The sequence below is a fragment of the Arthrobacter sp. BF1 genome (assembly GCF_056680215.1).
Map to the genome: position 1 here is coordinate 1,296,109 of NZ_CM155271.1, position 26,754 is coordinate 1,322,862.

General features: G+C 66.7%; 19 protein-coding genes. 13 read left to right on the plus strand and 6 right to left on the minus strand.

Features of this window, described 5'->3' with window-relative positions; genetic code table 11:
* Positions 1-7: 7 nt before the first annotated feature.
* Positions 8-3,340 (plus strand): glycosyltransferase family 2 protein, encoded by a 3,333-nt coding sequence (locus AC1MCD_RS06225; protein WP_498676865.1) that lies wholly within the window; start codon positions 8-10, stop codon positions 3,338-3,340.
* Positions 3,333-5,036, plus strand: a complete 1,704-nt coding sequence (locus tag AC1MCD_RS06230; protein ID WP_498676867.1) for a DUF5719 family protein — start codon at positions 3,333-3,335, stop codon at positions 5,034-5,036. Before AC1MCD_RS06225 ends, AC1MCD_RS06230 begins: the two co-directional genes overlap by 8 nt.
* Positions 5,037-5,055: 19 nt before the next feature.
* On the opposite strand, the gene AC1MCD_RS06235 is transcribed toward AC1MCD_RS06230, so the two are convergent.
* Entirely contained in the window at positions 5,056-5,571 is a 516-nt protein-coding gene (locus tag AC1MCD_RS06235; RefSeq protein ID WP_498676869.1) for a metallopeptidase family protein, read from the minus strand.
* 121 nt (positions 5,572-5,692) lie between these two features.
* Between AC1MCD_RS06235 and AC1MCD_RS06240 the strand changes: the two genes are divergently transcribed.
* The 5 genes from AC1MCD_RS06240 (at position 5,693) to AC1MCD_RS06260 (ending at position 10,791) form a co-directional block, all read left to right on the plus strand.
* Entirely contained in the window at positions 5,693-6,082 is a 390-nt protein-coding gene (locus AC1MCD_RS06240; protein ID WP_498676870.1) for a DUF3499 domain-containing protein, read from the plus strand.
* 111 nt (positions 6,083-6,193) lie between these two features.
* Positions 6,194-6,469 (plus strand): Trm112 family protein, encoded by a 276-nt coding sequence (locus tag AC1MCD_RS06245; protein ID WP_498676871.1) that lies wholly within the window; start codon positions 6,194-6,196, stop codon positions 6,467-6,469.
* Positions 6,470-6,696: 227 nt separating this feature from the next.
* Positions 6,697-8,175 (plus strand): adenosylhomocysteinase, encoded by a 1,479-nt coding sequence (ahcY, locus tag AC1MCD_RS06250; RefSeq protein WP_498676872.1) that lies wholly within the window; start codon positions 6,697-6,699, stop codon positions 8,173-8,175.
* Positions 8,176-8,238: 63 nt separating this feature from the next.
* Entirely contained in the window at positions 8,239-9,477 is a 1,239-nt protein-coding gene (locus AC1MCD_RS06255) for a L,D-transpeptidase (protein WP_498676873.1), read from the plus strand.
* 81 nt (positions 9,478-9,558) lie between these two features.
* A complete protein-coding gene (locus AC1MCD_RS06260) occupies positions 9,559-10,791 on the plus strand; it encodes a TIGR01906 family membrane protein (RefSeq protein WP_498676874.1) in 1,233 nt (410 codons plus the stop codon).
* Here AC1MCD_RS06260 and AC1MCD_RS06265 read toward each other — a convergent pair.
* Together AC1MCD_RS06265 and AC1MCD_RS06270 are read right to left on the minus strand one after the other, a co-directional pair.
* Positions 10,788-12,620 carry an AMP-dependent synthetase/ligase gene (locus AC1MCD_RS06265; RefSeq protein ID WP_498676876.1) on the minus strand — a complete coding sequence of 611 codons (1,833 nt, stop codon included), beginning with the start codon at positions 12,618-12,620 and terminating at the stop codon, positions 10,788-10,790. The genes AC1MCD_RS06260 and AC1MCD_RS06265 overlap by 4 nt on opposite strands.
* Positions 12,621-12,688: 68 nt before the next feature.
* Positions 12,689-14,371: a dolichyl-phosphate-mannose--protein mannosyltransferase gene (locus tag AC1MCD_RS06270; protein ID WP_498676877.1), complete on the minus strand. Its 1,683-nt coding sequence runs from the start codon at positions 14,369-14,371 to the stop codon at positions 12,689-12,691.
* A gap of 148 nt (positions 14,372-14,519) precedes the next feature.
* Between AC1MCD_RS06270 and rsmI the strand changes: the two genes are divergently transcribed.
* Both rsmI and AC1MCD_RS06280 read left to right on the plus strand, forming a co-directional pair.
* Positions 14,520-15,377, plus strand: a complete 858-nt coding sequence (gene rsmI / locus AC1MCD_RS06275; protein WP_498678209.1) for a 16S rRNA (cytidine(1402)-2'-O)-methyltransferase — start codon at positions 14,520-14,522, stop codon at positions 15,375-15,377.
* Positions 15,378-15,613: 236 nt separating this feature from the next.
* The gene (locus AC1MCD_RS06280; protein ID WP_498676879.1) at positions 15,614-17,113 is read left to right on the plus strand and encodes an NAD-dependent succinate-semialdehyde dehydrogenase; all 1,500 of its coding nucleotides are present in this window, start codon (positions 15,614-15,616) and stop codon (positions 17,111-17,113) included.
* A 39-nt stretch (positions 17,114-17,152) separates the two neighbouring features.
* Here AC1MCD_RS06280 and AC1MCD_RS06285 read toward each other — a convergent pair whose 3' ends face one another.
* The 3 genes from AC1MCD_RS06285 to AC1MCD_RS06295 are packed head-to-tail and all read right to left on the minus strand — an operon-like array spanning position 17,153 to position 22,215.
* Positions 17,153-19,657, minus strand: a complete 2,505-nt coding sequence (locus AC1MCD_RS06285) for a transglutaminase TgpA family protein (RefSeq protein WP_498676881.1) — start codon at positions 19,655-19,657, stop codon at positions 17,153-17,155.
* Positions 19,623-21,092, minus strand: coding sequence for a DUF58 domain-containing protein (locus tag AC1MCD_RS06290; protein ID WP_498676882.1), 1,470 nt, complete (start codon positions 21,090-21,092; stop codon positions 19,623-19,625). The genes AC1MCD_RS06285 and AC1MCD_RS06290 overlap by 35 nt, the downstream gene beginning before the upstream one ends.
* A gap of 13 nt (positions 21,093-21,105) precedes the next feature.
* Complete coding sequence (locus tag AC1MCD_RS06295; RefSeq protein ID WP_498676883.1) at positions 21,106-22,215, minus strand: AAA family ATPase; 1,110 nt, start codon at positions 22,213-22,215, stop codon at positions 21,106-21,108.
* A 164-nt stretch (positions 22,216-22,379) separates the two neighbouring features.
* Here AC1MCD_RS06295 and AC1MCD_RS06300 point away from each other — a divergent pair, with 164 nt between their 5' ends.
* From AC1MCD_RS06300 to AC1MCD_RS06315, 4 genes are all read left to right on the plus strand, one after another.
* Positions 22,380-23,285, plus strand: coding sequence for a TatD family hydrolase (locus AC1MCD_RS06300; RefSeq protein ID WP_498676885.1), 906 nt, complete (start codon positions 22,380-22,382; stop codon positions 23,283-23,285).
* A 256-nt stretch (positions 23,286-23,541) separates the two neighbouring features.
* Positions 23,542-24,729 carry a resuscitation-promoting factor gene (locus tag AC1MCD_RS06305; protein WP_498676886.1) on the plus strand — a complete coding sequence of 396 codons (1,188 nt, stop codon included), beginning with the start codon at positions 23,542-23,544 and terminating at the stop codon, positions 24,727-24,729.
* A gap of 184 nt (positions 24,730-24,913) precedes the next feature.
* Positions 24,914-25,786, plus strand: coding sequence for a 16S rRNA (adenine(1518)-N(6)/adenine(1519)-N(6))-dimethyltransferase RsmA (gene rsmA / locus AC1MCD_RS06310; RefSeq protein ID WP_498676887.1), 873 nt, complete (start codon positions 24,914-24,916; stop codon positions 25,784-25,786).
* The gene (locus AC1MCD_RS06315; RefSeq protein ID WP_498676889.1) at positions 25,783-26,745 is read left to right on the plus strand and encodes a 4-(cytidine 5'-diphospho)-2-C-methyl-D-erythritol kinase; all 963 of its coding nucleotides are present in this window, start codon (positions 25,783-25,785) and stop codon (positions 26,743-26,745) included. Before rsmA ends, AC1MCD_RS06315 begins: the two co-directional genes overlap by 4 nt.
* The last annotated feature ends 9 nt before the right edge of the window (positions 26,746-26,754 follow it).

Below are 26,754 nucleotides of genomic sequence, written 5' to 3' on the forward strand. Positions count from 1 at the left end.
TGCCGTTGTGGTCTCCCACAACGGCAGTGCCTATCTCCCCAGGACCCTGGCCGCCCTCGCGGACCAGACGCGGCCCGCCGATTCCGTCATCGGAGTGGATACCGGCTCTCGCGACGATTCCGCGATCCTCCTGGAACGGGCCTTAGGCGCAGAGAATGTCATCGGCTTTCCGCACGGCAGGAGCGGGATGGGCGGCGCCGTGCGCGCCGGGCTCGCCGCGCGCTCACCCTGGGAAGGACAGTCCGAACGTGCCGCCACAGAGTGGATCTGGCTGCTCCACGACGATGCAGCCCCCGCGCCCGAGGCACTTGCGGAGCTCTTGGGTGCCGTGGAACGAGCACCCTCAGTCACAGTCGCCGGCTGCAAGCAACTGGACTGGCACAGCGAACGCCGCCTGATCGACGTCGGACTGTCCACCAGCCGGTGGGCCGAGCGCCTCACCCTCATCGATGCCGACGAACTCGACCAGGGCCAATACAACGGCCGTTCGGACACCTTTGCGGTGAATTCTGCCGGAATGCTGGTGCGCCGTGACATCTGGGAACACCTGTCGGGCTTTGACCCCGCGCTGCCGGGAACCGGCGACGACGTGGACTTCTGCTGGCGCAACCGTCTCGCCGGGCACCGTGTCGTGGTGGTGCCCACGGCGCGGATGTTCCATGTGGCCCATCGGCCCCACGCCCAAGGAAACCCCTCAGCAGCCCGCAGAGCGCAGGTCCACCTGCGGCTTAAGCATGCGCCGCTCTGGAAAGTGCCTGTCCACGCGGTGGGCGCGCTGCTCGGCAGCATCTTCAAACTCGTGCTCAGCGTTGCCGTCAAGGACCCGGGGCATGGATTCTCCCAGCTGCTAGCCACCTTTGCGGCCTTGGCCCGGCCCACTGCTCTGGCTAAGTCGCGCCGTACGGCGGCCAGTACACGCCGGATCCGGCGTTCTGTCATCAAGAAGCTGCAGACTCCCCGCCGTGAAGTGTGGAACCACCGCCGCTCCCTGATCGAAGCCTTGGGCGCAGACAAGTCCACTGCGGACGGCCTGCTGCATGATCCGCTGGCCGATCAGCCGACAGGCGACTCCTCAGACGACTTCGCAGCGCTGACCACCACCGAACGGGGCTGGGTGGGGGCCGGCGCGTTTGCTGCCATCATCCTCGCGTCTGCCGCTTCCCTCATGGCGCTCAGCGGCTTGTTCCGGGCCGAAGCTGTTTCCGGCGGCGGACTGATTCCGGTGTCGGCGTCCTTGGGGGAAATCTGGCATCACGCCTCAAGCTGGTGGATCAGCCTGGGGGCTGGTCTTCCCGGCAAGGGAGACCCCTTTGACTACGTGCTGTGGATCCTCGGTGTTCTTGGCGGTGGAGATGCCAATACGGCCATGGCCTGGCTCCTGCTGCTCGCTGCTCCGCTGTCCGGCCTGACGGCGTGGTTTGCCTCCGGCGGGGTGACCATCCGGCGTCGCTTCCGCTTTGTGGCTGCGCTCTTCTGGGCTGCCGCGCCAGCCCTTCAGGTGGCCCTCAACCAAGGCCGGGTGGGGGCGTTGGTTGCCCACGTCATGATCCCGCTACTGGTTTTGGCACTGTTGCGGGCCACAGGGTCCGCTGTGGGCCATGGGCGGTTTGCCCTGCCCTCCCCGGGCGAGCGTCGGTTCACTGAAAAACCGCCTTCACGGCCCGGGATCAACGGCATGCCCTCGTGGACTGCCGCAGCCGCCGCGGGCCTGGCCTTGGCCGTGGTTGCTGCCTCTGCACCATCGCTGCTGATCCCGGCCACGGTGCTGATTGTGCTGTGCGGGCTGATGCTGGGCCGGCGCGGCCGCACCGTGTGGTGGGCGCTACTGCCGAGCGCTGCACTTTTTCTCCCCTTTGGACTCTCCGTCCTGGACAGGCCGCGGGCGCTCCTGGCGGATCCGGGCGTTCCGCTCGGATTCGAGGGGGCACCGCTGTGGCAGCAGCTTCTGGGCCAGCCACTGCTCTTTGCACCCGGCGGTGGCCTGCACGGCCTTGCCTGGTTCAGCGGGGAGGTTATCCCGTGGGCACTCTTCCTGGCGCTGCTGGTGGCCGTCCCGGTCCTGGTGCTTGGAGCGGCAGCTCTCTTTCTCCCCGGCAAACGGAGCCGGACGGCGCGCGCCCTGTGGGTGGCGGCCCTGATCATCCTGGCGGGGGGCTGGCTGGCGGGACATGTTGCCACAGCCGCGAATGCCGACACGTTGGTCACGCCGTTCACTGGCCCGGCTGTTTCGGCCGCCGGCTTCACACTCCTTGCGGCGGCACTCATCGGCGCCGAGCGCCTGCTGGACGCCGCTGACCGTGCCGCCTCGCTGAACGTCAGGCGCAGCGTTGCCCTTCGCTCTGCCATCGCCGTCGCCACGGTGATCCTCCTCGCCGGTCCCTTGGCCGGCATGGCCGTGTGGTCGGCGCAAAACATCCTGCGGCCCGCTGCGGCGGCGCAATCTGCCGAAGGTCCGGCCGGACCGGCCCTTGGCACGCCGCGACTCGTAGAGGCAGGGAATGAGCGGACGCTCCCCGCTACGGCGATCGACCGGGGTACCGGGCCGGAACAGACACGCACCCTGCTGATCAGCACCCACGAGAACGGCACCTATGACGCCTCACTGATGCGCGGTGCAGGAACCACCTTGGACAGCCTTTCGGCCATCGCCGCCGCACGGAACATCATGGGCGCACCCGGCCAGGAGACAACCAGGGACGACGACGATGTTACGGCCTCGCTCCGCAGTGTGGTGGCCACACTGGTGGCCGGGCAGGGAGTGGACCCCAGGCCTGCACTGGAGCGCCTGGGCGCCGGGTTCGTGGTGCTGCGCTCCGCGGACACGGCAGCCCAGTTGACCGCCAGCAGGATGGACGCCGTGCCGGGCCTCGTTGCCGTAGGCCAGACGGACGTCGGCTGGCTTTGGCGGATCACCCCGCTGAACCAGCCTGCCCTGCAGCCCGCAGACGTCGCCCACCGCGTACGGATCGTGGACCCTGCCGGAGCCACCGTGGCTCTGGTGCCGTCCAAATATGACGACGTCGACACCGCCGTCTCTGCGGGCCCGGAAGGCCGGCTTGTTGTGCTGGCCGAGCGGGCGGATCCGGGATGGAGCGCCTGGTTCGACGGGCGGAAACTCACGTCCACAACGTCAGGCTTCGCCCAGGCCTTCACCCTGCCGCCCTCGGCAGGCCAGCTGACCATCCGGTATGACGCCCCGTGGGCCCTGTGGTCTGGAGTCGCGCAGATCACGGTCTTCGCGCTCACCGTGATACTCGCCCTACCCATGCCCGCACGGCGGCCCAACACGGGCCTGTCACGGGACGAGGGATCTTTGCGTAAGGAACACCAGAATGCATAAGGACGCTCCAGGCTCCGCGCCGACGGCCGGAAACACTACGGCGGCCACGGTCCAGGAACAGGATGCCACTGCAGGCGTGCCGGCGGTGGCCAATGCCCCTGAACCGGCCCGGCCTGCCGCCCGGCGGACGCCGTCCAGGGAAATGCTCGCTGGACTGGTTTCCGCGGTGGCGATTGTCGCAGCGGCCGGCGGGATCGTCGCAGCCACCTCCTTCGCCCCGCAGCCCGCTGGCAGCCGCGGCATCCCGGCCGCGTTGGCGTCGGTTCCCGCCGGCGCAAGCGTGGGGGTATGTCCGGGGCCGGCCCGTCTGCTCGAAGGCACTGAAGCGGGCACCGACCCCCAGTTCAGCCCGGAGTCCGCGACGGCCAAAAGCGTCGTCACCGGCGCCGTGCTGAGCGCTCCCGGTGGTGTCCTGCCCGCCAGCCAGCTATCTGCCCTCAACGGAACGCCCGCCGTCGAAATAGCCAAGGGAGGCGGCCAGCCGGCTCAGGAGGCCGGTCCCCAGGATCTGAAAGCCGGGGTGCTCAACGGTCACAGCGTGAATGGCGCCACCGTGCTGGGCGCGGAGGCCATGGCAGGCCAGAAACCGTCAGCGGCCGGAGTGCTGAAATATTCGGCCACGGACGGCGACCTGCAAGGTTCAGCGGCAGCCAACTGCACACCGCCGGCCAACGACCTCTGGCTCGCCGGCGCCAGCACCACTGTGGGCCGCACGTCCGTCCTGGTCCTGAGCAACGCCTCGAGCACCCCCGCCACTGTGAGCCTTGAGCTGTTTGGCAGCAAGGGGCAGATCCAGGCTCCCGGCAGCCGGGGTCTGCTGGTCGCCCCCGGAACCACCCGTTCAATCGTCCTCGCCGGGCTGGCGCCCGGTGAGCCGCAGTTGAGCGTCCATGTCCGCAGCGCCGGCGGTCCCGTGGCGGCAGCCATTCAACAGAGTGTGCTGCGGGGACTGACACCAGGGGGCGTGGACTTCATCGTGCCAGGGGCGGCCCCCGCCGCCCGCCAGGTCATGACTGGCCTGGACATCCAGGACGCCGGCGGGATTGCCGCAATCACCGGAAAAGACGGCTTCGGCGACGCCGGCCCCGCCCTTAGCATCACGGTCCCCGGCCCCTCCGACGCAGTAGTCGAGGTCAAGCTCTTCGGCCGGGACGGTCAGAAAGCCCTGCCCGGCGGCGGCGTGGTCACGGCGAAGGCAGGGTCCGTCACCGAGATTTCGCTGGCCGGTGTCCCGGCTGGCCACTACACGGTATCCACCAGCTCGGACGTGTCATTCGTGGCCTCGGCGCGCGTTACGCGCGGCGTCAACGGCGAAAAGGCATCGGATGTTGCCTGGGCAGCCTCCGGCGTCAGGCTGGGCAGCCAGCATGTTGTACCGGTGCCGCAGGGTGGTGACCGCAGTCTGGTCTTCGGCGTGCTGGAGAACCGGGCCACGATCTCCTACGCGCCCATCACAGCGGACGGCCGGATCCGCCCGGCGGCGACTGCCGACGTCGCCGGCGGAACCACCACCTCCATCAAGCTTCCGGAAAAGGTCGAGGAGTCAGCCGTAGTGGCATATGTGGTGTCCGCGTCAGGCGACGCCGCCTACGGCGCCCTGCTGCTGCAGCTGGAAGGCCGGGAAGACGTCTCGACCCTGGCCTTGATGCCGGCCGCGTCGGGACAGGAAAAGGTGGCCGTCGCCCTCGGCTACTAGGGCCTGTTCTGCCGGCTGCTTAGTACCGGCGGCGGTAGACCGGATCGAGAGTCTCCGGTGCCACTCCGAGCATTTCGGCAGTGTGCTCCACCACGACGTCGTGGACCAGATCCTGGAGTTCGTCCCGGCTGCCGCAGCCCTGCTCCACCACGCGGCGGTACAGGGTGATGACCGGGCCCTCCTTCTCCGTCGCGGGAGTGTAGGCACCCATGGGCGGAGGCGCAGCGTTGGCCACCAGCTGCTCCAGGTCCGGCGGTATCTCGTCTACGGCAAACCGTACGCCGTCCAGCGTCTTTCCCCAGATGTCGTGGAGCCGCTGGGCAGAGTCAAGCACCATGTCATCAAAACGGTCGGAACGCGTCCGGTACCCGGGATGCGTGGGCAGGACCAGTTCCCCTCGCAGGCCGCGGCCGTGGCGGTTCCTGCGGCGCATTGCGAAGCTTCTGCCCAGTGCGTCCGGTGCCGCGTCGCCGCTTCGGGCGTCCGGGTCAGCCAAACGGACCGAAAAAGCTGAATCATGGTTCGATGACTGCATACATTGACTGTAAACCCGGCCGCAGTTTTACGCGACACCAACCGCGGGCAGGGTCCGGGGCGCGGCGACCGGGGCGGCAAATACGCGGAAAGTCCGGTCGGACAGAGTAGTCTGTGATGTCGTGGGAGCTATCCGTCAATGTTCAAGATCTGCCTGCCGTCAGTCAGCGGTGGCAACTTTGACGTACGTCTACGCGGAATCCACCGCAGTCCTTGGCCCGCTGGCTACTTACGCTGAGCCGCATTGTTACGATTTGTGCGAGCAGCATGCCGGATCGCTGACGGTTCCACGTGGCTGGGAGGTGCTTCGCTTGGCGATGCCCACCACCCCGCAGCAGCCGGGCCCGGATGACCTCCTTGCCCTTGCCAACGCGGTCCGGGAGGCAGCGGCGCTGCCACCCAAGCCGCAGACAACTCAGGCCCAGCGTGCCACGCATTCGGCGCTGGAAGCGCCGGCCGGAGCCGAAGGCACCCGCCGGGGGCATCTGCGTATCCTGCGCGAACCGTCCTGATCGCGACCCTGCTCGGTGGCACACCTGGCTCATGCTGATGTGGCGGTAGGCTTGAACCTGCTAATCAGTCAGCCACCGGCGCGAACGCGCGCCATTTCGGGAGCATCAACCATGGCAAAGATCAGTCCTGAGCTGTTGTCCGTCCTGCGCTGTCCCGTGACCGGCTCGCCGCTGGTCCAGGAAGGCGAAGAGCTTGTATCGACGGCGGCGGGAGAGTCGGGCGTGAAGCTCCGCTATCCGATCCAGGACGGCATCCCGCTCCTCCTGCCGCCCGAACTGCTGCAGGCCGCCACCGCTGCCGGCTCCGACCAGCACGACTCCGTTCCCTCCCCGCCAGCCAGTAACAGCTTGGCCGCACGCAGCGAAACGTCCGGCAACGCCATCTGAGGCAGCGCTCTCTGAGGCGGTTCGACGCGAGCCATCGCTGCAGAGCCAGTCCCTCATCGGACTGAAGAAACCGGCCGTTCCCGCCTTGGCGATGCCCGGACGCCCGTCACCGCCGCAGACGGACTCCACCCTAAAACGATTTCCCTGTAAGCGACATTTACCCCAAATCGAACTGCACGCAGACGCTTCAACGCCGTCGCCGCTATCGGACAGAGCAAAGGAATACCATGACAATTGACTACAAGGTCGCCGACATTTCGCTGGCCGAAGCCGGACGCCATCAAATTCGGCTGGCCGAACATGAGATGCCGGGGCTGATGTCCCTTCGCAAGGAGTTCGGCCCCACCCAGCCACTGAAGGGCGCGCGGATCGCCGGCTCGCTCCACATGACGGTGCAGACCGCTGTCCTGATCGAGACCCTCACCGCGCTCGGCGCCGAGGTCCGCTGGGCTTCCTGCAACATTTTCTCCACCCAGGACGAAGCTGCGGCCGCCGTTGTGGTCGGCAGCGGCACAGTTGAAGACCCCCAGGGTGTCCCGGTGTTCGCCTGGAAGGGCGAAACCCTCGAAGAATACTGGTGGACTGCGCAGCAGATCCTCACCTGGCCCGGCGCGGACGCTGATCCGGAGCTCGGCCCCAACATGATCCTGGACGACGGCGGCGACGCCACTATGCTGGTCCACAAGGGTGTTGAATTCGAAGCCGCCGGCGCTGTGCCGGCCGCAGCCGAGGATGAGTCCGAAGAAGGACGGATCTTCCTGGACGTCCTCCGCGCCTCCCTCCAGGAGGACACCCAGCGGTGGACCCGGATCGGTTCCCGCCTGCGCGGCGTCACCGAGGAAACCACCACCGGCGTGCACCGCCTCTACCAGCTCGCGGAGCAGGACAAGCTGCTGTTCCCGGCCATCAACGTCAACGACTCCGTCACCAAGAGCAAGTTCGACAACAAGTACGGCATCCGGCACTCCCTGCCCGACGGCATCAACCGCGCCACGGACGTCCTGATGGGCGGCAAGGTCGCCGTCGTGTGCGGCTACGGCGACGTCGGCAAGGGCGCGGCCGAGGCATTCCGCGGTCAGGGCTCACGCGTGATCGTTACCGAGATCGACCCCATTTGCGCGCTCCAGGCAGCCATGGACGGTTACCAGGTGGCCAAGCTTGAGTCCGTGCTGAGTGAAGGCCACATCTTCATCACCACCACGGGCAACAAGGACGTCATCTTGGCCGAGCACATGGCCGGGATGCGTGACAAAGCGATCGTGGGCAACATCGGCCACTTCGACAACGAGATCGACATTGCCGGACTGGCCAGGATCCCCGGCGTCAAGAAGGTCGAGATCAAGCCCCAGGTGCATGAGTGGGTGTTCGACGCCGGGACTGCGGAAGAGCGCTCCATCATCGTCCTGTCCGAGGGCCGCCTGCTCAACCTCGGCAACGCCACCGGCCACCCGTCCTTCGTGATGAGCAACTCCTTCGCCAACCAGACCATCGCCCAGATCGAGCTGTGGACCAAGCGGGACCAGGCCGAAGGTGAACGCGAATACGAAAAGCAGGTCTACGTCCTGCCCAAGATCCTCGACGAAAAGGTTGCCAGGCTCCACCTGGACGCGCTCGACGTTGAGCTCACCGAACTATCCAAGGAACAGGCCGAGTACCTGGACCTCGACGTCGCCGGGCCGTACAAGCCGGAGCACTATCGTTACTGAGGTGTGACTCCCCGGGCGCGGACCGCGCCCGGGGTTGTTATCTTCAACCAATAAGATCGAAGCATGGAGCCTGAAGTAAAGCCACGCCGCATGTCGACCATCAAGAAGGTTTTTGTCGTGGCCGCCGTCTGCGTGCTTGCTGCTGCAGGCGGTGTCTTCGCCGCCGTCGCTCCGGGCCTCACCCGCGGTGCACTCGAGCCGGAAGCAGCTTCCGCAGTCCGTTCGGCACCGGGCGTGGCATCGCCTGTGGTGGCCCCGGTCAAGGTGGACATCACACCTGCTGCGGCCGCCAAACAAGTCAACCCGGCATCACCGGTCTCCGTGAAGGTGGGCAACGGCAGGATCGAGAGTGTCACGCTCACCAGCACCTCGGGCGAAGCAATCCCGGGCACCTTCGCCACCGACGGCAGCAGCTGGTCCGCCACGGCACCGCTGAAGTTCAACACTGAATACAGCTACACGTACGTGGTTACCGACGAAGCAGGACGCGAAACCACCACCACGCAGTCCTTCAATACGGTGTCCAGCACCCACGAGGCCGACGCCGCGATCTACCCCCTGGACGGCATGAAGGTGGGCGTTGGCCAGCCACTTCAGGTCGTTTTCAGCGAGCCGGTGGTCAACCGGGATGCTGTGGAGAAGGCCATCAAGGTCACTTCCAGCGCCGGCCAGGCCGGGGCCTTCCACTGGTTCAGCGACACCATGGTCCGGTATCGCCCGGAAGCCTTCTGGGCCGCCAACTCCACCGTCACCATGGACATGCAGCTCTTCGGAGTGGACCTCGGCAATGGCCAAATCGCCAACTTCAACAAGAAGGCGAACATCCGCTTCGGTGACAAGAAAGTTGCCATCGCCGACGCCTCCGCACACACCTTCACCCTCAGCGTCAACGATCAGGTGGTCAAGACCCTCCCGGTCAGCATGGGCGACAAACGCTTCCCGTCTGCCCGCGGCTACGCCGTGCTGATGGAGAAGAACCGCCATGACCACTTCCGCGCCGCGAGCATCGGCCTCAAACCGGGGGACCCTGCGTACTACGGTGAAGTGGATGTGGAATACTCCATCCGGCTGACACTCAGCGGGGCGTACATTCACCAGGCGCTCGAGTCCGCCTACCCCTACATCGGCAACACCAACGTTTCCCACGGCTGCATCGGGTTCGCCCCCGACGGCGCGGCCTGGGTCTTCGACAACATGACCACGGGCGATGTTGTGCAGATCATTAACACCGAAGGCGACTACGCCGCCTTGGATGACGGCTATGGGGACTGGAACATCCCTTGGGCCCAGTATGACAACTAGGCCGCTAGGCTCGAGACCAGACACACTGCGCTGCCCGGACCAGAGCCGGGCGGCACGGACCCCAACGGAAGTGACGCTGCTGTGAACGACAACTCGCCGACCCCTGCCAAGCGCACGGAGCCGCAGCCGGATCCGCACCTTGATGCTTCTTCGGACTCGGATGAGCCCGCATTCGCCTGGATGACGGGACAGCCCGAAAGCCGCGCCGACCGCAAAGCCGCAGAGGCCGCCGTCGGATCTGCTGACGCTCAACCCGCAGCCGCTGAAACTGCTGCCGTTGAGCCGGCAGCGGCCGAGCCCGTCTGGGACGAACCTGCAGGGGAGGAAGCCTCCCCACGACGCGCTGACGCAGACCGCGCTGACGCAGACCGCGCTGACGCAGACCGCGCTGATGCCGGTCGCGCTGGCGAGCGTACCGCCGGCGCGTCCTCCGCCTTGGCTGCCGGGTCCTCGGCCGTGGCTGCCGGGAGGGAAACACCTCTCGCCGGCGCGGCACGACACCAGTCCAGCCCTTACAGTGAACCGCTGCCCACCTCGGCACTCCAGGTCCGCCCTCCCCAGGAGGAAGTGGAGCGCCGCAACGCGGAGCGGGAAAGCGCGGCCAACGCAAAACCGGTGGCCCCGCGCATCTGGCAGGTCCTTCTGGCCCTGTTCTACCCTGTGATCCTTTTGGTGCTCGCCGTCCGTGCAGTGACCAGCCCGCTGTTCCTGTGGGTCGAGTACAACAGGCCCGGTTTTCCCGGCGACGGGTACGGCTTCAGCACCGATGACAGGATGACCTACGGCTCCTACGCCGTCGACTACCTCAGCAACTGGGCTGGGCCGCGGTACCTCGGAGACCTGGTGAACCGCAGCGGCGGCAGTCTGTTCAAGGACGGCGAAGTCAGCCACATGGCGGACGTAAAACTGGTCATCCTCTCGTCCTTCGCCGCGGGGGCGCTCCTGATCGTTCTCAGTATCGTGGCTATCGCCTACCTGCGCCGCCGAAGTGCCGGGGGAGTACGGCGGGGCCTGTTCGCGGGCTCCATCGTTTCCCTGGCAATCATCCTGGGTCTCGCCGCGCTGGCCGTGCTGGGCTGGCAGCAGTTCTTCACAGAGTTCCACCGGCTGTTTTTCGCCAGCGGTTCCTGGACTTTCGCCCTTGAGGACACCCTGATCCGTCTGTTCCCCGGGCAGTTCTGGATTGATGCGGGCATCGTCATCGCCGGGCTTGTCTTCCTGGCGTCCGTGGTCACGCTGATCCTCACCTGGCCCACGCGCCGCCGTCGCGGTCTGCTCAAAGACGACCAGGAACCCGCTGAGGTTCCGGCCTAACTGCGGTACAGCCCGCTAATCTCCGCGTCAAAATCACTGACGACGGCGGCCCTCTTGAGTTTCAGCGATGGCGTCAGGTGGCCGGATTCCTCCGTTAGCGTCGCCGGCAGGATCGTGAAGCTGCGGACGGCTTCAGCCTTGGACACCAGCGTGTTGGCCTGGTCCACGGCAGTCTGGATCGCGCTCCGGATGCGGGCGTCCCTGGCGGCTTCGGGCAGGGACAAGAGGTTCACGCTGTTTTCCTGGCACCAGTTTTCAAGGCCGGCGGGGTCCAGGCTGACGAGCGCCGCAACGTAGGGTTTCCCGTCGCCCACCACCACTGCGTGGTCCACCAGCTGGTGCGTTCGGATCTTCTCTTCGAGCGGTCCGGGAGCAACGTTCTTCCCGCCGGCGGTCACCAGCAGGTCCTTCTTACGGCCGGTGATGGTCAGGAAACCCTCGGGGTCGAGTTCGCCGAGGTCCCCGGTGCGGAAAAACCCGTCCACAAAGGCCTCTGCGTTGGCCGCTTGATTGGCGTGGTATCCCTTGAAGACTCCGATGCCCTTGACCAGCACTTCGCCGTCCTCTGCGACACGGATGGTGGTTCCCGGCAGCGGGATGCCCACGCTGCCCACCCTGGTGCGGCTGATCGTGTTGGCGGTACAGGGCGCCGTGGTTTCGGTCAGCCCGTAGCCCTCCAGAACCGGGATCCCCGCACCGCGAAAGAAATGCGCGTCGTCGGCTGCGAGGGGGCTGGCCCCGGAGACAATGTGGCCCATCCGGCCGCCGAAGATGTGGCGGATCCGGGCATACACGAGCCGGTCAAAAAGGGCATGCCGCGCTCGCAGCGCGAAGCCCGGCCCGCTGCCTTGACCGCGGGCGGCATTGTCCTGCTCGGTGGAATAGCGGATGGCCGCTGCAGAGGCGGCCCCGAAGATCCGTGACCTTCCTGCCATGGCCGCCTTATGCGCGGCGCCCGCGCGCACCTTCTCGAAAATCCGGGGCACGGCCAGGAGGAAAGTCGGCCTGAACGTCCCCAGGCCCTCGAGCAACGCTGCAGCATTGTTAACGTGGCCCAGCGTTGCGCCTGCATGGAGGCAGGCCACCTGGACAGCGCGGGCCAGCACGTGCGCCAAGGGCAGGAACATCAGGGTGCGCGCATGTGGCTGCTTCAGGATCTCGGGCAGGAAAGCCACCACATTGACGGCCACGAGCGCAAAATTACCGTGGGTGATCTCGCAGCCTTTGGGGCGGCCGGTGGTGCCCGAGGTGTAAACCAAGGATGCGACGTCGGCCAGGCCGGCGGCGGTGCGGTGCCGTTCCAGTTCGGCATCCGTGACCCCCATGCCTGCGGCCGAGAGGCTGGCGAGGTCCGGGGCTTCGCCGTCGAAGTCCATCCTGACCACACTGACCAGCCGGTCCCGGAGGACCGTCGAGGTTTCCAGCACACCGGCGATCAGAGCCACTTTGCCGCGGTCCTCGGCGAACACGTGGCGGGCACCGGCGTCGTGCAAAATCCACTCCACCTGTCCGGCAGATGAGGTCTCATACACGGGCACGGTCACGCCGCCGGCGAACCAGACGGCGAAGTCAACCAGCGTCCACTCATAGCGGGTTGCGGACATCACTGCCACGCTGTCTCCCGGCTCCAGGCCGCCGGCAATCAGACCCTTCGCGAGGGCGCGGACGTCCTGCAGGAACTTGTGCGCGGGTACATCAGTCCAGCCGTTGGGGCCTTTTCGGGCGTACAGCGGGTGGGCAGTGTTGGCAGCTTCCTGCTGGAGCAGAAGATCAGTGACATTACTGTCCGGGTCCAGGTCCACGAGCAGTTCGGTGCTTGCTTCTCGCACGGGGGCGTCTCCGTTCCGCAGCCGTACCGCGGCGCGCGGCTATTTCGAGGGTCTGATGCAATCCTGCCTTAGATCCAGGATGGCATCCACATTCTGAAACGCCATTCCTCGTAGGAAATGGTCTCCGCGGTCCACAAGGGGTAGAAGAAAGCGGACAGCAGCAGCGCAGCGGCGACGAACAGCGCCAGCAGGTAGAGTCCGGAACGCCGGCGCCAGAGCGGGTCGCCTTCCCGGCCCAGGACCAGGCCCAGGCAATAGACGAGGGCGAGTATCAGGAACGGCTCAAAGGAGACGGCGTAGAAAAAGAACATGGTGCGTTCCGGATACAGGAACCACGGCAGATACCCCGCGCCCACGCCCGCAAGGACAGCCCCTGCGCGCCAGTCCCGGCGTCCGGCCCACCAGAAGAGAAGGACCACCAATGAGATCGCGGCACTCCACCAGATCAAGGGGTTCCCGACTGAGAGGATGGCCGAGGCGCAGCGGGCTGCAGCGCACTCCAAGGTCTCCGGTCCCGGCTGCTGGTAGTAAAACGAAGTCGGCCGGCCCATGACCAGCCAGCTCCAGGCGCTGGCCTCGTACGGGTGTTCCGAGCCCAGGCCCTGGTGGAACTTATAGGCTTCCAAATGGTAATGCGCCAGCGAGCGGAGCGGGTCCGGTACCCAGCCCCATTCGGCGGACGGGTTGTCCTCGGCCCAGCGGCGGAAGTAGGCATCCCCGGAACGGAACCAGCCGGTCCACGTTGCCGTGTAAACGAGGGCGGCCACGGGAACCATGCTGGCGAAGGCCGGCAGCCCGTCCTTGATGATTCCTCCGCTGATCCAGCCACGGATGCCTGCCACCCGGCGTGCATTCAGATCCCACAGGACAGTGAGGATACCGAACCCGGCGAGGAAGAACAGGCCAGACCATTTAGTTCCTATTGCGAGGCCCATGCAGACGCCCGCAGCGACCCGCCACCAGCGGATACCCAGCCACGGGCCCGCCAAGAGCTGGCCACCGGACGGGAGGCCCGTCGTCGACGCCGCTGCCACCCGTGCGAGCCGGGCAGCGAGGCGCCGCCGCCCGTCGTCGCGGTCCAGCAGCAAGGCCCCGAAGGCGGCCAGGATCCAGAACATCAGGAAGATGTCCAGCAGCGATGTCCGCGACATCACCAGGTGGTGGCCGTCGACGGCGAGCAGGAGTCCGGCCGCCGCGGCCAGTGGCAGGGATCGGAACAGTTTCAGGGCGATGAGCGTCAGAAGCAGGATGGACAGGGTGCCCGTCAACGCCGCGCCGAACCGCCAGCCAAACGGATTATCCGATCCGAACAGCCACATGCCCCCGGCGATCATCCACTTGCCCACCGGAGGATGGACCACGTATTCGGGACTGTTCAGCAGGATGGCAGGGTTGCCGGCGTTGAAGGAGTCGTTGGCCTTGTCCGGCCAATTGCGCTCGTAGCCGCTGACCAGGTAGGAGTAGGCGTCCTTGACGTAATACGTTTCGTCGAAGACCAGGCTGTGCGGGTTGTCCAGCCGCACAAACCCGAGGATGCCGCCGATCAGGGTTGTCAGGGCAGGAACCAGCCAAACCCAGATACGCAACGACGGCGGATAATCACGCCAGCTGCGGATGTCGCCAATGAGGCGCTCGCGGAGGGCTGCCGCAGAGTACGCCTCGGCCGGGCGCGCGATCCACGGGCGGCCGGCTGGGGGAATGGTTTCTCTGGCCTCCGCAGGCCGCATCGAGGTCTGCGTCACGAGCCCCATGCTACCTTTTACCACCTGCTTCCCCTGCCAGCAGTAGGCTGGTGGGGTGGACCCTAACCCCAGTACCTTCGCCGATTCCAGCCCTGCCGATCCCAGCCTTTCCGATCCCTCGCCCGAAGCTGAGGCGGGCCAGGTTGCCGCTTCTCACGTGGCTGCCGGTCCTGCCGCTGCCGGGCCGGGCCGGATCGTCCTGGCGGCCACGCCGATCGGCAACACCGGCGACGCCTCCGCCCGGCTGATCGAACTGCTTGGCACGGCGGACATCGTGGCGGCCGAGGACACCAGGCGCCTGCACCGCCTTGTCCAGAGCCTCGGCGTTACGGTTGCCGGGCGGGTTATCAGCTACCACGAGCACAACGAGGCCACGAAGACAGCTGAGCTGTTGGAGCAGGTCCGTGCGGGAAAAACGCTGGTCATGGTCACTGACGCCGGCATGCCGGCCGTGTCGGACCCCGGCTTCCGCCTGGTGGAAGGCGCGGTGGCTGCCGGGCTGACAGTGACCGCCGTCCCGGGACCTTCTGCCGTGCTGACGGCCTTGGCATTGTCCGGCCTCCCCACCGACCGCTTCTGCTTCGAGGGCTTCCTGCCCCGGAAGGCGGGCGAGCGCGCGTCGCGGCTTGCGGACCTGGCCGCAGAGCGCCGGACCATGGTTTTTTTCGAGGCGCCGCACCGGCTTGAGGCGATGCTGCGGGCGCTCCGGGAACGCTTCGGCGCGGAGCGGCGGATTGCCGTCTGCCGCGAACTGACCAAGACCTATGAAGAAGTTATCCGCGGCACCGTGGGGGAATTGTTGCTCTGGGCGGAGAGCAACGAGGTCCGCGGCGAGATCGCAGTTGTGCTGGGCGGTGCACCCGAGCAGGCGCCGGGTACGCCCGAGGACCACGTGGCAGCCGTCAACGAGTTGATGGCCCAGGGCATCCGGCTTAAGGAGGCAGTGGCCGCCGTCGCTGAAGACGTGCGTGTCAGCAAGCGCGAGCTGTACTCAGCGGTGCTGGCGGCGCGCTGAGTGGCGGAACTGCGGGGGCCGAGAGGCATCAGGCGGGCAGACACGGGACAGGCGTGAATCAGCCGCAAACAACCCGACGCACGGTTGTGCAGGTGCACACCTTGGGGCCGGCCGAGTGGTGCATTCAGGCGTAGACCCTCGGTCCCGCTGAGCAGTACTGTGAAAAAGAATCAGCCACACGGCGGGCCACCCACGGCCCCGCAGGCTCAAACCATTTTACTGACGAGGGAGTCACCGTGACCGTCACTGCACAGCCAGCCGTTACTGCGGACCGCGAGAGCGAGCTGCTGGCTTCTGTTCCTACCGGCCTGCTGATCAACGGTGAGTGGCGGCCCGCCGCTTCGGGGAAAACGTTCGACGTCGAAGATCCCGCCACCGGGAAGGTGCTGGTAAGCATCGCCGACGCCGGCCCCGAGGATGGCATGGCGGCTCTGGATGCTGCCGCTGCCGCCCAGGAGTCCTGGGCGAGGGTGCCGGCGCGGGAGCGCGGCGAAATCCTGCGGCGGGCGTTCGATCTGGTGACGGAGCGGGCCGAGGATTTCGCGCTGCTGATGACGTTGGAGATGGGCAAGCCGCTGGCGGAGGCCCGGGGTGAAGTCACCTATGGGGCGGAGTTCCTGCGCTGGTTCTCCGAGGAAGCGGTGCGCGCATTCGGGCGCTACTCCGTATCGCCTGACGGCAAGTCCCGGCTGCTGGTCACCAAGAAGCCGGTGGGACCGTGCCTGCTGATCACACCGTGGAACTTCCCGCTGGCCATGGCCACGCGCAAGATCGCCCCCGCGGTGGCCGCTGGCTGCACCATGGTGCTGAAGTCGGCAAACCTGACGCCGCTGACGTCCCAGCTGTTCGCTGCCGTCATGCTGGAAGCTGGTCTGCCTGCCGGAGTCCTGAATGTCATTCCCACGTCCACCGCAGGCGCCACCACCGGCCCGCTGATCAAAGACCAGCGCCTGCGCAAACTGTCCTTCACCGGCTCCACCGAAGTGGGCCGCCGCCTTCTGGCCGACGCCTCCGAAACCGTGCTGCGGACTTCCATGGAGCTCGGCGGGAACGCCCCGTTTGTGGTGTTTGAGGACGCGGACCTGGACGCCGCCGTCGCCGGAGCCATGCTGGCCAAGCTGCGCAACATGGGCGAGGCCTGCACAGCAGCGAACCGCTTTATCGTGCACGAATCGGTCGCGGACGAATTCGCCGAAAAGTTCGCCGCGAAAATGCGCGACATGACCACGGCCCGTGGCACCGAGCCCGAGTCCAAGGTGGGGCCGCTGATCGATGCCAAGAGCCGGGACAAAGTCCATGAACTCGTCACCGACGCCCTGGCCTCCGGCGCCAAAGCAGTCCTGGGCGGTGCCGCGGCTGATGGCCCGGGTTACTTCTATCAGCCCACCATCCTGACCGGCGTCACCGAAGGAACCCGGATCCTGTCTGAGGAGATTTTCGGGCCCGTGGCACCGATCATCACCTTCGGCACGGAAGAAGAGGCCGTCCGGCTGGCGAACAATACCGAATACGGGCTCGTGGCCTATGTCTTCACGAGGGACCTGAACCGGGGGATCCGGATGGGCGAACGCCTGGAGACCGGCATGCTGGGCCTCAACGCGGGCGTCATCTCCAATGCCGCAGCGCCGTTCGGCGGCGTCAAGCAGTCCGGGCTGGGACGCGAAGGCGGCCTCGAAGGCATCGAGGAATACCTGTACACCCAGTACATCGGGATCGCTGACCCTTACGCAGGCTGAACAGAGGAGTGCCGCTGGCCGGACGGGCCGCTGGCCTTGTCAGTAGCCGCGCCCCGGGCGGAACAAGCCGCCGCGCGCCCTTGACCAGAAGCGCGCTGCGGCTCCAGCCGCCCGGCGGGTCAGCGTGCTGATCCCGCGGAAGGGAACTGCCAGGAGCCGGGCCCAGCGGCCCAGGACCGATGCCGGGAGCCAGTCGGCGCGCAACCGCCGGGGGAGCGGGGCGTTGACCCGCAGCGACTGCTGCACCGCCGAGATGCGCGGCCCAACCCGTTCAGGCTCCTGCGCAGGGGATGCGGGGCTGCCCGGCCGGCCGTAGTTCCGGCGTTCGAAGTCGGCGGTCAGCGTGAGGACGGCCTGGTGAGCGGCGTCCTCCATGCCGCCGGGCTCCCCGATCAGTGCGGAACGCCGGAGGCGTGCAGAGTAGGCCCGGGCCGTTTCGCTTGACTGCGGCGGCAGGCCGTAGTCGGTGCCAAGGTCGCGCAGTTCAGCCCAAGCCAGCGGAACGGCGTCCCCTCTGTCCGGTTCTGGCCCCTGCAGCCGCCGGGAGCGGATTCCCATGCGGACCAGCCGTGGCGACGCCACGAGGAGCAGCAGCCCCAGGACACCGGCCACGCCCGGCAGCCACGGCAGGAGCAGCTGGCCGATGTCGTTGCTGCCACCGGAGCCCGGAAGGGGCGCCGCCGTGGCGCTCGGCGTCGGAACAGGGGATGGTGCGTTCGGCAGCAGGTCATTGTTGTTTTCAACGAGGTCAGGGGAGCTGGGACTGACCGGTTCAGTGGCATAACCAGGCACTACCCCGCGTGACGGGGTGGGCTCGAAGGGCACCCAGCCCAATCCCTGGAAGTAGAGCTCCGGCCAGGCATGGGCGTCGCGGGCATCCACTTCGTACTCCGGGAGCGCCCCCAGCCCGGCAACAGAGACGCTGGCTCCCGTAGCCCGGCCCGGCGCGTAACCCACGGCGATACGGCTGGGAATTCCCTCCAGCCGCGCCATCACTGCCATGGCTGAGGAGTAGTGGATACAGTAGCCGCTCTTCTGGGTGAGGAAATCGGCCAGTACGGAGAGCCCGTTTCCGTCGTAGCCGCCCTGGACGGGGGACTGCAGGGAGTAGGTGAACTCTCCCGAGCGCAGATATTTTTGAATGGCCATCGCCTTGGCGTACGCGTTATCGCTTGAACCGGTCACCGCATCGGCGGTGCGGCGGACTATGTCCGGCACGCCGCCGGGAATCCTGGTGAATGCGGCCGGGATTCCGCGCACGTCCTGGGAGGACTGCCGCAGCATGGCTGCGGTGAGCTCCGGCACAGTGGACGCCACAATATATTGCTGGGCGCGCGTGTTGGTGTTGACCCCCTTGACGGCCAGGGTGGCAGGGTCCCACGTCCAGGACCCGTTGAGCCCGCGGATTGATTCCGGCGCATAAGGCAACGGCAGGTAGGGGCTGGTAAAAGTGCCAGTGTCCACCACGGTGACCTGCCGCTGCTGCGGGGCGGTGATGTCATACCCGGTCTGGATTTGCCCGGAAACAGGCCGGCGTTCTGCGTCCCGGTCGTCGGGTCCCCAGGTTTCGCCGTCGAAATTGTCCACCGTGACGGAGCGCAGGTACAGCGGCGCCGACGCGTTGGTGGCGTAGGTGATCCGGCCCGAGCCGGCGGGGGCCCGCAGGCTGTTGCCGAGGGTGATCATGGGATTCAGGCCGGTGCCGGCACCCCAGGGGTTCAGGCGGGAGCCCTGAGGGAACGTACCGTGATCGAAACCCGGAATGGCCAGCGGAACCGCCAGGGTGGCCACCAGGGCCACGGTGCCCGTGAGCACTGCCCGCCGGAGGTGCCCGGGAGCCCGCCCGCTATCCGCCGAGGTACGGGAATCAGGGGAAAACCATTGACTGCAGGCCAGGATCAGCAGGTAGCCGGCCGCCGCAGCGCCGAATCCCCATACGCCTACACTCTGCGGTTTCACCATGGCAGGAACCACCATGATGGCAAGCAGGCCAAGGCCGGTTGTGGCCGGCATGCCGAGGGGGACGGCCAGCGCGTCAATGAGGATGACGGTCAGGCCCAGGACGGCGCAGGTAACCATGACGATCCCCGCGTTCGGGGCCACCGGGGCGCTTTCGGCAAGTACGGTCTCGCTGGCGCGGCGAACGAACCTGTCCAGTTCGGTCATGGTCGCCCCGGAGGGGATGAAGCCTGCAATGCCGGTGCTGCGGAAGAAAGTCAGGGTGAGGATCGCAATCAGGGACGCGAAGCCGGCCGCCGCCACCAGGACCGGATGGGTCCGCAAGGCGCGAAGCACGGCAAGGGTCAGGCACACCGCCACTACGGTCGTCAGGACGGGCAGGTACCAGGCCCACCCCCGCAGGACGCCGTTAAGTGACAAAGCTGCCCCGGCCACGGACAGTGCGACTGCACCGGCCATGGCCCACGGGTACGCCCCCACCCGGGCCCGGGCGGGGGCCGGTGCCGGGCTGCCCGCCGTGGTGCCCGCGCCTGCGCCTGGGGACCGGGGTTCACGCGGGGCGTTTTGTTCCGGTGCCAGCGTCACCGCCCCACCTCCGCTCCGCGCGGACGTCGGCTGCCGCTGTGGCCGGCGCCGCTCCTTCCTCGTCAAAGTAACTCCAGGCCACGGGTACGGCAACCTTGGCCTGCACGGCAACGGCCCGCCAGCCGCCACGGCGCAGTGTTTCCAGGGCTTCTTCGGAATCCGCGGGCCGCTCGGACACCATGATCGCGAAGGCATTCGCCCCGTAACCTGCACCCGGCGCCAGTGCCCTGGCTTCGGCCGGCGAGATCCTGCCCAGCACCGCGATGATGGGCCCGCGCATCCGGTGCGCTGACAGCTTGTCCATCAGGTGGTCGTCAAAAACGTCGGGACCTGAGTCGTGGCCGCCGTGGTCCCTCGCGGCGCGCTTTTCCCTGCCGGAGTGCAGTTCCCACCCGCCGTGGTGCGGTCCGGACAGGTGGATGGCGGCGAGGCTCTCGGCGATGGACTGGAGGCCCGATGTCCCCGAGAACTCCTCTGCATCCGGCTCGGGTGCGGACGGGGAACGGAGGAAAGCCGGCTCGCCACGGGGATCCAGCAGGCGCAGGGCGTAGTTCCGCTCCGCCAGGTGCGTGCAGATGGACATCGCTGCCACGACTGCCCACTCAAACGTGCCGCTGCTCGCCATCTCATAGCCGTCCACGTCAGGCGTTCCCCCGAAACCGGGGCCGGAGCCGCCCGAAAACGCCCCAAACCGCTGATCCAGGATGATGGTGGCTTCCGGCGTCGTCACGGATTCCTCCTGCCGCACCATGAGTTCGCCATGGCGGGCGGTGGCTGCCCAGTGGACCCGCCGCATCGGATCGCCCGGGCGGTATTCACGGGTCATCACGTCGTCGTCGCTGGGGTTCGCGCGGATACGGGTGGCTGTGATGCCGTCGTTGCCGCGGGCACCCGCGAGGCCCGTCACGGGAAGCTCGACGGCGGCGGGCGTCACGGTGAGGAGGTCGCCGTCGTCGATGGCCTGGCGGTGCAGGGACAGACCGAACGGATCCGTGAACTCGGCAGTCACGGGGCCAATCAGGTACTGCCCGCGTTTGGTGGAGTGCAGGTGGTATTCATACCTGCTGGTCCCGCCGGTGGCTGACCGCGCAGGAAAGCGGAAGGCCGGGGACTCGCCGAAGCGCGGGGGCAGCCTCTCCGCCATGATCGCCCGTCCGCCTCCGGAACCGCTCCGGGCCACCGCAAGCCGGACGGTGGTGGCCGCGGAGGTCTCCACCGGGGAGGGATGGAATTCCCGGTACACCTGGAAGCGCGGCTTTACGAGCCTAATGCCCGCAAGGGCAACCAAAGGCAGGACTATCAGCAGCACACTCAGGCTCAGGAGGTCCCGGCGTCCCATGATCTGCGCCGCCGCCAGCGAAACAGCACCTGCAGCCAAAAGCCCCCACCCACGCTGGCTGAAGAGATGACGGGGAAACCGATCAAGCAGCGCCATGGGAATGCCCTGCCTAGTGGTTCCGCCGCAACCCGGCCGGTGCGGCCGGGGACCGGGCCTGACTCTTCGCCGGATCCTGGCTCACTGGAAGCCGGGACAGGATCCCCCGGATCACGCTGTTCGGCGTCTCACCGGCACCCGCAGCCTTGCGGTCCAGGATGATGCGGTGAGCCAGCACCGACTCCGCCACTCCCACGACGTCGTCGGGCAGCACGAAGTCGCGGCCGTCCAGGGCCGCCGTGGCTTTGGCGGCCCTGAGCAGCTGGAGCATGGAGCGTGGGCTCGCACCCAGCCGGAGCAGGGGACTCTCACGCGTCGCCCTGCCCACGGAAACGGTGTATTCCTTCACCGCGTGGGACACATAGACCTGTTGGACGGTCGCTATCATTGCGGCCACATCCGCCGCGGTGACAACGGCGGACAACTTGGCCAGCGGCGAGGTTGCCTGGTGGGTCTCCAGCATTTCGATCTCGGATTCCTTGTCCGGGTAGCCCATGGAGATTCGCGCCATAAACCGGTCCCGCTGGGCCTCGGGCAGGGGATAGGTCCCCTCCATCTCGATGGGGTTTTGCGTGGCCACCACCATGAATGGCTCTTCGAGCTTGTAGGAGTCTCCGTCCACAGTGACCTGATGCTCTTCCATGCACTCCAGCAGCGCAGACTGGGTCTTGGCAGAGGCGCGGTTGATCTCATCGCCGATCACGATGTTGGCGAAAACGGCCCCGGGCCGGAATTCGAACTGGCGCGTTGACTGGTTGTAGATGGACACGCCCGTCACGTCCGAGGGCAGCAGGTCGGGAGTGAACTGAATCCGGCTCACTGTGCAGTCGATGGTCCGGGCCAGGCTCTTTGCCAGCAAAGTCTTCCCCACGCCGGGCACGTCTTCAAGAAGCAGGTGGCCTTGGGCGAGGAGCACCGTCAGGGCCAGCCTGGCGGCATCGGATTTTCCATCGATCACGGTGTTAATCGAGTCAAGGATGCGGCGGCTGGCGGCGTGGAATTCCGCGGCGTCCATGGCGGACGTCCGGTGGCCGTTGAGGTGCCCCATCTGCCCGGCGACCGCGGTGAAGTTCCGGCCGGCCGGGGATACCTCGTTGACTGCGGTGCGGCGGTGGGGGTCCATCTGCAACCTTTCAGCCCGGGGATCACCTGGGACGGGAGAGCCGGCCTGCCTTCGCCCGGCGGTGGGCGTTCGCAGCTGTTGCTACCAGACTACTAACACAACTGTCGGTGCTGACAGAGAGTTCCCTGAATTCTGCGGGCATCCGGCGGCGCTAGGGTGGAAGGATGTGCAATTCGCTGATTCCCGCCGCCTACCGCGTGGCGGGGGACGACGCTCCAGCCGGTTCCGGCCAGCAGAAGCGCCCCGATTATCCGCCGGCCCCGGAACCCCTGCCGGTTCCCGTGATGGACAACCATACGCACTTCGATTTCGCCAGCGGCGGCAGCCCGGTGGCCATTGCCGCCGCGTTGGACGCAGCCCAGGCCGTCGGTGTGCGGGGCGCCGTCCAGGTGGGTACGGACCTTGAGTCCTCCCGGTTCACCGTCCAGGCCGTCGACCTGGACAGCAGGTTGCTGGGGGCGGTGGCGCTCCACCCGAACGACGCCCCGGACTATGCCAGGCGCGGCGAGCTGGAGGAAGCGCTGGCTGAGATTGAACGGTTGGCCGCCCATCCGAGGATTCGGGCCATTGGAGAGACGGGCCTTGATTTCTTCCGCACGGAGGGAGAGGGCCTGGCCCACCAGCGTTATTCGTTCCGCCGGCACATCGACATTGCCAAGCGACTGAACCTCACACTTCAGATCCATGACCGGGACGCGCACGACGACGTTGTGCAGGTTCTGCGGGAAGAGGGGGCCCCGGAGCGGGTGGTGTTCCACTGCTTCTCCGGTGATGAGGAGCTTGCCAGGATCTGCAACCAGGCGGGCTGGAACATGTCCTTTGCGGGAACGCTGACATTCAAAAACGCCGCCAACCTCCGGGCTGCGCTCGCAGCGGCAGACCCGGAACTTGTGCTGGTGGAAACTGATGCTCCGTTCCTGACCCCGCATCCGCACCGTGGCCGCCCCAACGCCAGTTACATGGTGCCCTACACCGTCCGCGCCATGGCCGAATTGACAGGAACCGACCTCTCCGGGCTCTGTGCGAGGATCAGCGAAAATACCGTGCGGGCATACGGCTCATGGGGGTAGCGCATGCTTCTTCGTGACCCACTGCACCATACTGAGTATGCGGATTTCTTGGTTGCTTTATAACGCTACGGTTACAGTGGAGAATTATTAGCCGGGGTCGGGGAAGGCCTTCGGATAATTTCACTTCACTCGCAGAAGGCCAGGCAGGTATCTGATGCCCCCTGCCCTGGGAGCGAAGTGTGGCGGCGCAACGGTGCCCGGAGCTGTCCCCAGGGTCATGCGCCGGCTATTTCACTGCGTTTTTCCCCGTGCCCGGATGGATCTAAAGTTACGGGCAATCGTGGTCAAGCTCTTCACAACGGACGGCAAGTTCAGTTTTATCAAAATCGGCACCCAACTCGTGGTGCTCTGCGCGCTGGTAGTAGGCCTCGTCGCCTTCGTCGGAAATAACAAAACCGTTACCCTGAACGTCGACGGAAAAGTGACTTCGGTCCAGTCCTTCGGCGGCACGGTTGGCCAAGTAGTAAAAAGCGCAAACGTGGAACTGAAGCCGGCTGACCGCGTCTCGCCCTCGGCGGACGTCAAAGTGGAGAACGGCACTGTCATCAACGTCAACATGGCCAAGGATGTCAAGGTCAGCCTGGACGGTGCGGAGAAGACCGTCAGCACCACTGCACCTGACGTTGCCGGCCTTGTGACCGAACTCGGAATAGCGAGTGCCTCGTCGGTTTCCGTGCCCAAGGATGCGCAGCTCGCCGTGGCAGGTTCATATGTTTCAATCTCCACCCCCAAGAGCATCAGCATTGTTGCTGACGGCAAGGTCTCCACGGCCACCACGACGGCGGGAACCGTCGCCCAGGTGCTCGAAGACGCCGGCATCACTCTCGGAGTCGATGACCGCACGTCCCAGCCCGGCAACGCGCACGTCGTGAACAACATGGTTGTCAAGATTTCCCGCGTGGACACCAGTCAGACCGCCGCCACCACCGAAGAGGTGGGCTTTGACAGCATGAGCACCGAAAGCGACGAACTGCTCAAGGGTGAGAAAAAGGTCACCCAGGCAGGCGTCGCCGGAAAGGTCGACAAAACCTTTAAGCTGGTGCTGGTGGACGGCCGCGAAGCCTCCCGGACGCTGGTCTCCGAAGCAGTTTCGGTCCAGCCCGTGACCGAAAAGGTTACCGTGGGCACCAAGGCAAAGCCTGCTGCGCCCGCGGCGCCGGCCGCGGGTGCGAACACCGGTGCGGCGGCCCCGGCCATGATGAACGAAGCCATGTGGGACAAGATCGCGCAGTGCGAGGCCGGCGGAAACTGGGCCATCAACACGGGCAACGGCTACTACGGCGGCCTCCAGTTTGACGTCCGCACCTGGATCGGTTCCGGTGGCGGCGCATACGCCCCGAATGCCAGCTTGGCCACCAAGGCCCAGCAGATCGATATCGCCAACAAGGTATACGCGCAGCGTGGCCTGCAGCCGTGGGGCTGTGGCTGGGCCGCAACAAGCTAGGCACTCCTCAAACACCTGTGACGGCGGCAGCTGACCACAGCCGCCAGGTACGCAGTCAGCAGTGGCCGGCCCCGGGATTCCCGGGGCCGGCCACTGCCGTTAACCGGGAACGGTCACGGCAAAGACGGCGCGGGAACGCCACGAAGCGGGCGGTGCGTGATGGCCGCCGGGATAGGATACCTACGTGACTGAACCGACTGCCGCCGCGCCCGCACCCCTCTTCGGTGCCTCCGACATACGCCGGCTGGCAGAGGAAATCGGGATCCGGCCCACCAAGACCCTTGGCCAGAACTTCGTCATTGACGGCAACACCATCCGCAGGATCGTGTCTGTGGCCAGCGTCGGGGCGGACGAGACTGTGCTGGAAGTTGGCCCGGGACTAGGTTCGCTCACACTGGGCCTGTTGGACGCCGCGAAGGCCGTGGTCGCCGTCGAAATTGATCCGGTCCTCGCCGCGAAGCTCCCGGAAACGGTACGGACGTGGCGCCCCGAGGCGGCGGACTCCTTCCACCTCGTCCAGGCCGACGCGATGAAGGTCACGTCACTTCCCGTTGAGCCCACCGCCCTCGTGGCAAACCTTCCGTACAACGTGGCCGTGCCGGTGGTCCTGCACCTGCTCCAGCACTTCCCGAGCCTGCAGCACGGACTGGTTATGGTCCAGGACGAAGTCGCGGACAGATTGGCCGCCGGGCCAGGTTCGAAGACCTATGGAGTGCCGTCCGTCAAGGCCGCCTGGTACAGCAGCATGCGCAAGGCCGGAGTGATCGGTATGAACGTGTTCTGGCCCGCACCGAAGATCCACTCCGGCCTTGTGGCCTTTACCCGGCGGGAAGCGCCTGTGACAACAGCCACCCGCGAGCAGGTGTTCGCCGTGATTGACGCAGCCTTCGCCCAGCGCCGCAAGACCTTGCGGGCAGCCCTGGCGGGCTGGGCCGGCGGCGCCGCGGAGGCCGAACGCTGCCTGCTGGCCGCAGGCGTGGACCCAACAGCGCGGGGCGAAGTCATCGATATCAACGCTTTCGCACGGATCGCTGAAGCCCGCGAGGCCACGGCGTGAATGCGCTGGCCGGGCGGTTTCCCGCGCGGACAGTCCGTGTGAAAGCGCCCGGAAAAGTCAACGTCTCTCTGGACGTTGGGCCGCTGCGCGCCGACGGGTACCATTCCGTGGCCAGCGTCTACCTGGCCGTTTCCCTCTATGAGGAGGTTGCGGCCACCAGCACGCAGACGCCCGGGATCACAGTCAGCATCAGCCCGGAGAGCACCCTGGACCTGGACGGGGTGGACATCCCGCTGGATGAAAACAACCTGGCCTACAAGGCCGCGGCCATGATGGCCGATGTGTCGGAGCACGCCACCGGCGTCCACCTGGAGATCACAAAGCGGGTCCCGGTGGCCGGCGGCATGGGTGGCGGCTCGGCCGACGCCGCCGCCACCCTCCTGGCCTGTGACGCGCTGTGGAACAGCGGGCTGTCAAAGGACGAGCTGGCACATATCGCCGCCGACCTGGGCGCGGATGTCCCCTTTTCCCTCTTGGGTGGCACCGCCGTGGGGCTGGGCGTGGGCGATGAACTCTCACCGGCTCTGGTCAAAGCACAGACAGACTGGGTCCTGGTGGCAGCAGACTACGGCCTGGCCACGCCCGAGGTCTTCCGTACGTTGGACCGGCTCCGGGACGCTGAAGGCCACGAAGCAGCCGAGCCAACGGCCGTGGACCCCAGGATCCTGCAGGCACTCCGCGGGGGTGACGCCGCCGCCCTCAGCCGGGTGCTGGTCAACGACCTCCAGCGGGCCTCCATTGAACTTGCCCCCAAGCTCCGCCATACGCTGGGACGGGGCGAAGCGCTCGGCGCCCTGGCAGGGATTGTCTCCGGCTCGGGTCCCACCGTGGCGCTCTTGACCCACAGTCCTGCCGCCGCAGACAGCCTGGCCGAGGACCTGCGGCATTACGGGCTGACGGCGTTTCCAGTCCACGGGCCTGTACACGGCGCCCGCATCATCTCCGATACCCTCCTTTAAAGCACCGAA